8 protein-coding genes and 1 pseudogene are annotated in these 8,795 nt (G+C 39.8%); 2 read left to right on the top strand and 7 right to left on the bottom strand.

All coding sequences use genetic code 11. The features are described from left to right. Nucleotides 1-145, bottom strand: a 145-nt coding sequence (locus R1Y93_RS00080; protein ID WP_500821158.1) for a MerR family transcriptional regulator, incomplete at its 3' end; no start/stop codon positions are given. 217 nt (nt 146-362) lie between these two features. On the opposite strand from R1Y93_RS00080, the pseudogene R1Y93_RS00075 reads away from it, so the two are divergent. Next, nucleotides 363-1,105: pseudogene (locus R1Y93_RS00075) on the top strand (SDR family NAD(P)-dependent oxidoreductase). A gap of 794 nt (nt 1,106-1,899) precedes the next feature. Here the strand turns inward: R1Y93_RS00075 and R1Y93_RS00070 are convergent. The 4 genes from R1Y93_RS00070 to R1Y93_RS00055 form a co-directional block, all read right to left on the bottom strand. Next, complete coding sequence (locus tag R1Y93_RS00070) at nt 1,900-2,088, bottom strand: hypothetical protein (protein ID WP_500821155.1); 189 nt, start codon at nt 2,086-2,088, stop codon at nt 1,900-1,902. Between the two features lie 127 nt (nt 2,089-2,215). Next, nucleotides 2,216-2,332, bottom strand: coding sequence for a RhuM family protein (gene rhuM, locus R1Y93_RS00065; protein WP_500821156.1), 117 nt, complete (start codon nt 2,330-2,332; stop codon nt 2,216-2,218). Between the two features lie 142 nt (nt 2,333-2,474). Then, nucleotides 2,475-3,332 (bottom strand): KilA-N domain-containing protein, encoded by an 858-nt coding sequence (locus R1Y93_RS00060; RefSeq protein ID WP_500821154.1) that lies wholly within the window; start codon nt 3,330-3,332, stop codon nt 2,475-2,477. Beyond that, nucleotides 3,322-3,528, bottom strand: a complete 207-nt coding sequence (locus tag R1Y93_RS00055; protein WP_158422583.1) for a helix-turn-helix domain-containing protein — start codon at nt 3,526-3,528, stop codon at nt 3,322-3,324. The genes R1Y93_RS00060 and R1Y93_RS00055 overlap by 11 nt, the downstream gene beginning before the upstream one ends. A gap of 896 nt (nt 3,529-4,424) precedes the next feature. Between R1Y93_RS00055 and R1Y93_RS00050 the strand changes: the two genes are divergently transcribed. After that, a complete protein-coding gene (locus R1Y93_RS00050) occupies nt 4,425-5,708 on the top strand; it encodes an MATE family efflux transporter (protein ID WP_500821153.1) in 1,284 nt (427 codons plus the stop codon). Nucleotides 5,709-5,902: 194 nt separating this feature from the next. Here R1Y93_RS00050 and R1Y93_RS00045 read toward each other — a convergent pair whose 3' ends face one another. Together R1Y93_RS00045 and R1Y93_RS00040 are read right to left on the bottom strand one after the other, a co-directional pair. Further along, entirely contained in the window at nt 5,903-7,924 is a 2,022-nt protein-coding gene (locus R1Y93_RS00045; protein WP_500821152.1) for an FtsX-like permease family protein, read from the bottom strand. Beyond that, entirely contained in the window at nt 7,917-8,684 is a 768-nt protein-coding gene (locus R1Y93_RS00040) for an ABC transporter ATP-binding protein (RefSeq protein ID WP_500821151.1), read from the bottom strand. The genes R1Y93_RS00045 and R1Y93_RS00040 overlap by 8 nt, the downstream gene beginning before the upstream one ends. Nucleotides 8,685-8,795 lie beyond the last annotated feature (111 nt).

Genomic DNA, 8,795 nt, shown 5'->3' with positions numbered 1-8,795 from the left:
GAAAAAGCTTCTGTATATCTTTTTCCGAAAAATCATGATATCCGTTTGTGGGATTGACACGGGGAGTGATCATATTCTGATCAATATAATAATAAATGGTCCGCCGTGATAAACCTGTTTTTTGAATCACTTCCTGTATTCTCATCCTGATCTCCTCAAAAGTGTTCACCTAGTGTACGCTTTTTTTATTTATTATACCTTGTGTACCAAAGGAAATCTATAAAATTTGTAAAATTCACCAGAAATCAATTCCGTCAAAGGGAATTGCGATGAAGCTTTTTGTGAATAATTTAACATTGACTGTCCACCAACTGCACCCACTATAATAAAATCAAGAAAAATCTAAGATGAGGTGATAAATTATGTTGAAAAATAAAGTTGCAATTGTCACAGGTGGAACTCGCGGAATTGGCTATGCTGTGGTAGAAAAATTTTTACAAAATGGAGCAACTGTAGTATTATTCGGCTCCCGGCAGAAAACGGTAACAAAAGCGATTGCTTCCTTAAAAGAAAAAAATGAGAACTGGGAAGTTTCCGGTGCATGGCCAACCCTAACGGATGCAGATGCCATGACAGCTGAAATATCCAAAATCAAAAATAAATATGGCAGAATTGACATTCTGGTAAACAATGCTGGCATTTCTGACAGTGTATCTATTGAGAAATATACTGCTGAGCATTTTTCCAAAATCATGAATCTGAATGTAAATGCTGTAATGAACGGGATCCTTCCGGTGGTAGAGATCATGAAACAGCAGGGCGGCGGCTGTATTTTGAATACCAGCTCCATGGTAAGTATCTGTGGACAGCCCAGCGGGGTTGCCTACCCAACCAGCAAATATGCAGTGAATGGTCTTACCTGGTCTCTTGCCAGGGAATTGGGGCCTTTCCATATCCGTGTAATGCTGTAGCTCCTGGAATCACCAGAACCGATATGGTAGCAGCGCTCCCAAAAGAAATGATCCAGCCGCTGATCAACCGGATTCCTTTGCGCAGAATGGGTGAAGCTGAAGATATCGCCAATGCATTTCTGTTCCTGGCAAGTGATATGGCCAGCTACGTCACAGGGGAAATCCTGTCAGTTGACGGTGCAATGCGCTCCTGAGGAAGACTCTGCGTTACGCAGAGTGCCCCCGAGGATGTCAAATTCCTATATTTTCTTTTATTTCTCCTACAATTGCCAAAAGTCCTGCAACCTCGCCATAGTGGCTTCTGTGCTGTCCTGATACAATTGCATCTGCTCTTTTATATACAATGAATTGATAGTAGCGAACCTCACATGTCTAAAGTCACGTGCCTCCAGACGCTTTAGGCGTCAGACTGAATATCGGCGGATACGCCTGTAACTTAGGTCTGCACAGTTATGTGCTTTTTCCATGCCGGATACGGCAGGCTCCCACATTACAGGTAATCCGCTGTATATCTGCCTGTGTTTATACTGCTTTTAAGATCTCCATTTGCAGATGAGGTTTTCTTAAGTCAGCATAAACACATAAGGTTCTATGCTTTACAGAAGGGACTTTTGCCTCCAGTAAAGACCTTTCCGTTGCCGGAAGGGGTTTTAAAAGTTCTCGGATAAAATATCTCGCCCCGATATTATAAGAAGCCGACAGGTCACAGTGATATCTTTTTCCTTTCAATAAGTTCCGTAAAAACATCCTCGGAAGTATATGAAATATTCGCATCATTTAATTGTTAAATTTTTATTTTTTTCTAATTTTCGTACTAACCTGCGCAGCGAATCCAGATTGTATGCTTCGATATTCATTGTATCCCTCTTTACTAATATCTCCCGAATTTATAATGTTAATAAATTTATAACCAAATTAACCATGATATCTTTTTCTACAGGATCTGATTCAGCAATCATCAATGTTATTGCCACCAATGCACCGTCACTTATTCTTTCTCTTTTTCCACACCGAAAACCTCTGAATGAAACGTGTCCTCCATAGCATTTACCATGGTGCAACATTCATCATATGTAATTCTGTATATTGTTTGATTTCCTTCTGGTTTTTCAATCGTTTGATGGTCATATTGATCCAACAACGTCAGTGCCTCTGTGTATAGACTTACTGCCTTCAATATATCCTCTTCTTCAACTTCCAATGTACACGCTAACATTTTAGTCTGGATATCTACCGTTTTCTCCAAGGCAATTAAACGTTTTTCATTTATTGCGTAGCCATTAAGAATATATTGTTTTTAAATATCATTTGCCCATCTTCGGAATTCTACACTCTCTGCGAGATTTTACCCGATATCCCACTGATATGATCATATCAAGATTATAATGTTCTACCTGATATACTTTTCCATCAGAAACAATTGTCGCAAAATTTGCGACAACTGAATTATGATCATTGCCATTATCATCGCCATTGGCAATGATATACTATTGTCTTTTGGCAACGATAATGGCAATTCAACTTTTATAAAATGCACTGACATATGAAAAATGCTCACCCGGTTCATACCTCTGGCAGTGCTCTATCACTCTCTATCATTTTGATCTCTTCAGCTGCATTCAAGACATTCAGCTGATATTCAGCAATCTCTTGTAATATTTTGAATCTTTCTCCTTTTTCTTTTCCTTCACGCAGCATCTGTGCATTATGTGATTCCAGATTGGATAGAACTATTAATTCATTAATTGTTGCAAAATCTCTGACATTGTTTTTCTTCGCAAGTTCAGGATTTGCCTCTCTCCATGCTTTCGCCGTAAATCCAAATAATGCTACATTCAATATGTCTGCTTCTTCCGCATATGCCAGCCATTGAAGGTTTTCTCTGTAATTCATTTGAGGAAGCAAGTATCTTTTTACAGCATCCGTCTGGATCAGATAATTATTTTTACTTAAAAAACGTTTTGCATCCCATTCCTTTTGTTCAGAATTGTTTTCTTCTTCCTTTAACCGTTGAAATTCTTTTATCAGATATAGTTTAAATACCGGACTGATTGCAGATGCAAATTCAAATGCAATATCTTTGTGTGCATATGTGCCACCATATTTTCCACGCTTTACATATAATCCAATGGCATTTGTTTCATTTACCCATTCCGAAACACTAGGTGTAAAAGTCAATAACCCTGCTTGCTTTTTAAAGTGTTCAGATTCGAACACTTTAAAATTGGGATTATATATCTGTTCCCATACAGACAAATATTCCAAAGTACCACGATTTCTTAACCAATTTCTTACCACATCTGCTGCCCTGACAGAATCTGATTTAGCCTTAGCAATATCTGTAATACAAATATAATCATCTAACTCCTGTTTCGAAATAGAAATCTGCACATTTTGCACTTCAATTATTTTATTCTTCATTCATATCTTCCTTTATGATGAGTTGTTCCATCTTTGCTTTATATGCTAATAAGCGTAACACATAATCTGGCATCTTTCTGGTTCCTCGTTCCCACTCTGTTACTGTTCTGTATGGGATTTCAAAATATTCACAAAATTCCTTTCTGTTCATTCCGGTACTTTCTCGTAATTCTTTTATTTTATCTTTTATTTCCATTTTCTCCCCCTTTTTTCTTTTACACATTGTGTATGTATCGTAGCATATTTTTTCATTTATTACAACATCTATCATCTTCATTTCGGTATGCTCTGAAAGGCATAATCTACCCGAGGATGTCAAGTCATTGTCACATTTATCCAGCAACAAATAGTCACATTATTACCACTATAGCCAGCCTATCAAATCAAGCTTAGCGAAACTTAGCAAAACGGATCAGAATACTGACTGGTTCACCAGAGGAATATGAGACGGGAAGCAAACCCAAAACTACTATTACTTTGACCCAGATATGAAAAGTTTTAATCTCCTGATCAGCTGAGTTCTTCACAACGCAGTAAGATATCACCTCTGCATTTCCAGACAGAAGTGGTCCGGAAACCCTGCAATCGTCTTATAGAAGTTCTATACTAATGTCTTCCGACCGTTGGCAGATTTTCAACTATAGCAATTCCAGGAAACAGACATCCGCCTGCCGGAGATCATTGGAAATACACTTACTTCCGTTGGAACTATGATTGGGCCTGCCAGTACGATCAAGGTCACGACCACTTTGTTGTCTATCATTACAATGCCGGTTATGGTTATGCTATTTATGCTTTATGCTATTTCAGATGATCCTATAAAAATCATAATTGACATCTCGAAAATATGTAGTATATAATCGTTTCGTTCATCGGAGGGTGATTTGTTCCATCAGAAACAATAGCTGGATAAGAGGGAAGACTGAAATGTCCGCTTTCTTATTCAGCTTTCTTCGGTGCCATCTGCCTGGATTCGACTGAATTTTCAATAAAATCAATTACACAAGGAGGAATCACAGCACATGGAAAAAGACACATCATTTACCGAAGGAAAAATCATGCAGCCCTTACTTCTGTTTGCAGTTCCTGGTATTGCTGGCACTGTTTCTACAGGCTATGTACGGTGCAGTAGATTTGCTTATTGTTGGTAAGTTTGCATCTTCTGCTGATGTATCTGCGGTATCTACCGGTTCACAGATTATGATCACATTGACAAATCTGATCAGTAGCTTTGCAATGGGAACGACGATTTTGCTTGGCCAGCAGATTGGAAGCGGTAAGAAAGAAGAAGGCGGTCGCACCGTAGGAACAGCCATTCTGCGACTTTGCCGGAATTGCTGGTTGATCGCCCCGGGTCTATTCCGGCAAAGCTCTTCGCCCAGCTTTTTCAGGCTCAAAACAGTTCTGATGAACGCACCTGGAGAAGCTTTTCAAAAGACCGTTAATTATATCCGGATCTGTGGCAGCGGTATGCTAGTCATTGTCGCTTATAACCTGATTGGCTGTATTTTCCGCGGACTTGGAGACTCCCGGACACCATTGATCACCGTTGCCATCGCATGTGTATTCAATGTTGCCGGAGACTTGCTTTTATGCGCCGTTTTCGGTATGGGTACAGCTGGTGCCGCTATTGCTACTGTATTTGCACAGATCGTCAGTGTAATCGTATCTTTTATTCTTATCAGTAAAAAAGATCTGCCATTTACAATAAAAAAAGAAAATATCCGGATTCACAAAACTTACCTGCGTAAGATGACCGCTTTCGGCGCGCCGATTGCCCTGCAGGATCTTCTCGTAAGTATTTCTTTCCTGATCATCCTGGCAATCGTAAATGGTATGGGCGTGATCGCTTCTGCCGGTGTTGGTGTTGCGGAAAAAGTCTGTGCTTTTATTATGCTGATATCATCCGCTTTTATGCAGTCCATGTCTGCTTTCGTAGCACAAAATTATGGTGCCGGACGCCTTACCAGAGCAAGAAAAGCATTACACTATGGCATCGCAGTTTCCTTTAGCGTCGGTGTTGTAATGTTCGTAATTACCTTCTTCCATGGAGATATTCTGGCGGGTATTTTCTCCTCCGCCCCGGAAGTAATCGCAGTTGCCGCAGATTACCTGAAAGCCTATGCAATTGACTGTCTGTTCACTGCTATCTTCTTCTGCTACACCGGATTCTATAATGGAATTGGCAGAACAAGATTTGTTATGATACAGGGAATTCTCGGTGCATTCTGCGTCAGAGTGCCGGTATCTTATATTATGAGTATCCAGCCGAATACCTCTCTGTTCCATATCGGTCTGGCAACACCGATGTCCTCTATATTGCAGTTGATTCTCTGTGTCGGATTTATGCTCTGGCTGCAAAAAACAGGCTGTTAGATGACATGCATTAATACTCTCATTCGTTTTGGCTGAAAAATTTCTATTTATTAATTGCAAAATTCTTACAACCATATCAGGGTCAGAAATTTCCAAAATCTCATCGTATAAACACGAATGGTTTAAAAATCTTCTGACCCTGATATTATTTTCATTGTAACTGTTTACCTCGCAGTCAACAGACTGCTGAATAGTTATTTTCTCTCTACAATATGATAGTAAGAACGCGCCGTCATAAGATAAATCAATCCATACACAATGGCAAAGATCAGCACTGTTCCCGCAGTACATCCAATAAACAGCTTCGTATTCGTCATTCCAAAGAGCAGGAGCATTCTTCGAATCATTGGAAATGCCATGGTAATATGAAGCATTGCCATTAACAGCGGGAGGAAAAATACCATCAGAATCTGTCTGCGGACAGAACTTCTGACCTCCCGGCGGCTTAAGCCAACCTTCTGCATGATCTCAAATCGCTTCTGATCTTCATATCCTTCGGAAATCTGTTTATAATAAATAATCATAGCTGTTCCCATAAGGAAAAGAGAACCGAGAAAGATTCCGATAAACAAGAGAGAACCATTATCCGCATAATAGGACTCATATTCCTGCTGGCGGATTCCGGAAGTTATCCATGAGTTTTCTGACAAGCCTCCGTTTTTCTTCAAGTCTTTAACAGCCTCCATTACCGGGGTTCCAAAATCAATCTTATCTGTCTCCGAACCAGTAATATCCAGACCAAGATGAAGTGTCAGGTTCTCTCCCGCAGGAGCAGAAGAAACTCCTTTATACATTTCTGTACGCATCTCATCAAATTTCTTAAAATCTTCATCTGTAACAACCAATACCGCATTATCACTGACTGCATCTTCGCCACAGGTCAGAGGATTCTTATCCAGCCATTTTTTCACTGTAAATTCTGTCTCATCAACAGTAACTGAATCTTTCTGCACAGCTGAAGGATACCATGCAAAAATTTCACCATCATTGAGATTTGCAGAAATTCCTGTAAGTCTTTCATATTCTGCCTGATTCAAAAGAGAAAGTACCAGTACCGAATCAGAATTTCGAATAGTATTTGCTGGTTTTATCAGAATCTGATCACCATTTTTGCTGCATACGATAACCAGATAGATTTCCTCCACAGACTTTTCTACCGGAACTTTATTATCCGCAATATCTTTTTCAAAAGCCTCTATTGCGGTCTGACATTCTTCTTCGCTTATGCTGGTAACAGACATATCAACATCATACGGATAGCGATTCAGCATAATATCATTCATTCCGAAATAAATGGAAACTGTCATGGAAATCATAAGCAGAACACCTGTGCTTAGTATACAGATACTTGCCAGACCGATTGCGTTCTGCTTCATTCGATAAAGCATTCCCGATATGCTGATAAAATTTCCTGTCCTGTAATAAAAACTCTTTCTGCGTCGGAGAAACTTCAGAATCACAATACTTCCTGCGGTAAAAAGCAGATAAGTCCCTGCCATAACAAGAATAACAGCCAGAAGAAATATCGTAATTGCCTTGATTGGAGATTCAGTCGTAACCGCAAGGTAATAACCTGCACCAAGGCAGATAAAACCAATCAATGCCATGAGCCATTTTGCTGCCGGTTCTTTTTCTCCGGTATTATTACCGCGAAGTAATTCTACCGGACGGCTTAAATGAATTTTCGCAAGGTTCAGAAACAGAATCATCAAAAATACGATACCAAACATGAACAGACAGGTAAAAATCCCCTTTACTGAAATATAAAATCCAAGCACTGAAGGGATATGAAGCAGCTTTAACAGCAAAAGAAGTGCCAGCTTACTTCCAATAATCCCGGCTGCAATACCACCGGCAAGTGAACCTATTGAGGTAATGATCGTTTCAAGAAACATTACGATTCCAATGTGATTTCTTTCCAGTCCAAGAATATTATAAAGACCTATCTCTTTCTGCCTTCTCTTCATCAAAAAACTGTTACTGTAGATCAGAAAAATAATACAGAAAATCTCTACGACTATCTCTCCTGTAAACACGATCATACGCACTTCATCCGCCTGACGCACTGCCTGATCCAGCGTCGGGCAGTCACGCAGAAATTCCATCATATAAATCATTGCAATACAAAAAATACAGGTGATCATGTATGGAATATATGTGCTTTTGTTGTTTCGGATATTCTGTTTTGCAAGTCTGGAAAAAATTCCCTTATGCATGCTGCTCACCACCTGTCGTAAGTATCGTAAGCGTATCTGCGATCATCTGATACATTTCCTGACGCGATTTACTGCCTTTGTATATCTGATGAAAAACTTCTCCGTCTTTGATGAAAAGAACTCTGGACGCATGGCTAGCTGCCTGTGCACTGTGTGTGACCATGAGGATTGTCTGTCCCTCTGCATTGATTTCGCCAAATACGGAAAGAAGTGCTGACGCCGCCTTTGAATCAAGTGCGCCCGTCGGTTCATCCGCAAGAATCAGTTTGGGATTCGTGATCAACGCCCTTGCAACAGCAGCACGTTGTTTCTGACCACCTGAAACTTCATATGGAAATTTATCCAGAATTTCTGTGATCTTAAGAGCCTGCGCAATCGGGCGGATTTTCTGTTCCATCTCACGATAATCTTCTCCTGTAAGAACAAGTGGAAGATAAATATTATCTCTCAGGCTGAAGGTATCCAGCAGATTAAAATCCTGAAAAACAAATCCAAGATTTTTCCTTCGGAACGCGGATATTTCTTTTTCTGTAAGGTATATGATATTTTTTCCTTCCAGAAGAACTTCTCCGGATGTCGGACGATCCAGAGACGCAAGAATATTCAGCAAGGTTGTCTTACCGGAACCAGATTCCCCCATAATCGCAACAAACTCACCTTCCTCTACAGAAAATGTAACATTTGAAAGCGCCTGTACCTTGTTTCCCCCGAAACGTGTACTGTATATTTTTTTGATATTTGTAACTTCAAGCAAAGCCATAAATGGGGCTCCTTTCTTTTAATTGATACCGTAAGTATAAGGATTTTTTACGGCTTCTGCCATCGAAACAGGTTACATTATATGAAAAAACCTTACATTTCTGTAAGGTTC

It is taken from the genome of Blautia sp. HA3515 (assembly GCF_059933065.1).
This window is presented reverse-complemented; position numbering and strand designations above follow the sequence as displayed.